The organism is Apibacter mensalis (assembly GCF_001418685.1).
Classification (GTDB): domain Bacteria; phylum Bacteroidota; class Bacteroidia; order Flavobacteriales; family Weeksellaceae; genus Apibacter; species Apibacter mensalis.
Genome location: NZ_LIVM01000025.1, coordinates 1 through 1550, shown reverse-complemented (window position 1 = coordinate 1550; position 1550 = coordinate 1). Strand labels below are relative to the sequence as shown.

1 protein-coding gene and 1 pseudogene are annotated in these 1550 nt (G+C 31.9%); both read right to left on the bottom strand.

What is annotated here, in order from left to right; genetic code table 11:
- Positions 1 to 303: 303 nt before the first annotated feature.
- Positions 304 to 489, bottom strand: coding sequence for a hypothetical protein (locus tag ASC36_RS10745; protein WP_141656270.1), 186 nt, complete (start codon positions 487 to 489; stop codon positions 304 to 306).
- 238 nt (positions 490 to 727) lie between these two features.
- Positions 728 to 1550, bottom strand: a pseudogene (locus ASC36_RS10135) (hypothetical protein); the annotation flags it as partial.

The following is a 1550-nucleotide window of genomic DNA, read 5'->3' as shown; positions in this document are numbered from 1 at the left end:
TTCTCATGCATTTTTTAACGCAACGCCCTCCTAATGGTCGGAGTGGTAAAAATACTAATTAGTTTAAAGATAAAAAAATAGTTTTACTCTTAATTCCTTCTGTTACCTCGATAAATCTTCTTTTATTCAAGTTCTTATTCTCTACTACGTACTGGAATTGTGGGGTCTGAGTAATATGTATACTTCAATATAAAACCCCGCTAAGGGCGAGGTCTTATTTAATAATTATTTACTGTAATATTTGTCTGAAATTTTTATTTAATTTCTATTCTCTAAATAATAAAGAATTTATTCCTATGATTATTATTCTTTATCACTTATCATATTATTAAAAATAACAGGCATCCAAATTAATAGTAGCTGGTAAATAAACACCATAAATGGAATAAATTTATCAACTAAAAAATCTCTACCTAAAATGAACTTCTTAGCAAACTCTTCATTATTCTTAAATACACTACTATTATTTAAATTAACTATTTCTTTCATGTAATGAAGAATAATTATACCTAAAGAAAATAATATCAACAATATTAGTAAGCCAATAGGCATAATATTCCAAATAATACTAATTACAAAAAAAATAATCATAATAAAAAGTATTGTACTAATATACATTAGAGAAATTTCACACTTCCTTTTATTTATTTTAATAAAAAAAATAAAATTCAAAATAAAAAAAAACAGTGAGTATAAAACTTGCATTATTATAAACATAATATCTATTTTACCTATTTATAAATGGTACTGGAATTTTAACATCTACCCGAAATGCCTCTCCAAAGCCGAAACCTACGTTCTCTTGAAACTTAAGATTAACACTTCCACTTTTACTATCATAATACAATCCTGCTCCTGCTCCTATATGCGCTGATGCTGCTGTTGCTCCTGTTGTTGCTTTTAAACTTATACCAAATAATGTCCCTCCATAAGAAACATCGCCTGAAAGTGCTTTAGCTCCTATATTCCCATCAAATAATAATCCATATTTTCCCCCTTCTCCAGTAAATATACCTGTTGATAAATTAGCATTTGTCGACATCAAATCACCTTTTGCTCCACCAAAGACATTATAATTGGTTGTCCCTAATCTTGCATCTGTTTGTACTGAAAGTGTAGATGCTTTACCTGATATATCAGCTGCCAATGGAACTGCTCCATCTCCTGTATTATTAGTATACACAGCTGTAAGAGCTTTTGCATTCCCTGATAGAGAAGCATATTTTTTTTCGTAAGACGTTCCTACTTGAACAGCATGCATACTAGTACTTGAATTTGTATCACTTCTACTAAAAATAGACTTACTAAATGATGTATTACCAATATCTTTTGAGCCTTCTAACCCTTCCCATAGTCTATTCTTTGCATCCCACTTCCACTTACCATCAGAATCTTTCCAAACAGTACCATGTGAAAACGGTGCGCCCGGCGGCGGATCGCTTTGAGCTCCCTCCCCTTTCATCCCCGTTGGGTCGGTATACTTAAGTGGATTTTGGTAGGTGTATTGATACGGGGTCATCGTTTTTTCAAACAACGGGTCCACGCTCAAC

Bases quoted from the DNA above. Each gene is read 5' to 3' on its own strand.
- ASC36_RS10745 (WP_141656270.1), bottom strand. From the start codon at position 489: ATGAAAGAAATAGTTAATTTAAATAATAGTAGTGTATTTAAGAATAAT.